Annotated in this window: 1 protein-coding gene; it reads left to right on the top strand. The window is 50.0% G+C overall.

The annotated features are described in order from the left end of the window. Positions 1-161: 161 nt before the first annotated feature. On the top strand, positions 162-376 hold a 215-nt coding region (locus tag ACUHMQ_RS21165; protein ID WP_445297410.1), incomplete at its 3' end, for a transposase.

Here is a 376-nt window from a genome sequence, read left to right as displayed (position 1 = left end):
TTTTACAACCGCCAACGACGCCACTCTCGGCTAGGTAATTTGGCACCGGCGGTGTTTGCAGAAAAATTCAGCAGGCAATTGGTCTGCATTTGAAGTGGGTGTGTCTACGGTTGTCAGGACAGGTCACCTGATTGGTAAACTTGAGCCAACAGGAGGCTGTGGTGAGTAAGAGAAAAACACAAAGCTATACGTCGGAATACCGAGCAGAAGCCATTAAGTTAGTACTTGACCAAGGGTTGTCAGTTGCCAAAGCAGCAACACGATTGAATATGAATCAGGGCACCTTGGCTTACTGGGTGACCCAAGCGCGTAAAGGCAAGACAGCAAGTGTTTCTGGTGCAGGCATGCAGAGCGCTGTCGAATTGGCTGCGGAGGT

This window comes from Chitinimonas violaceus (assembly GCF_052601015.1).
The sequence above is the reverse complement of the archived record's forward strand: the minus strand, read 5'-3'. Positions and strand labels throughout refer to the sequence as shown.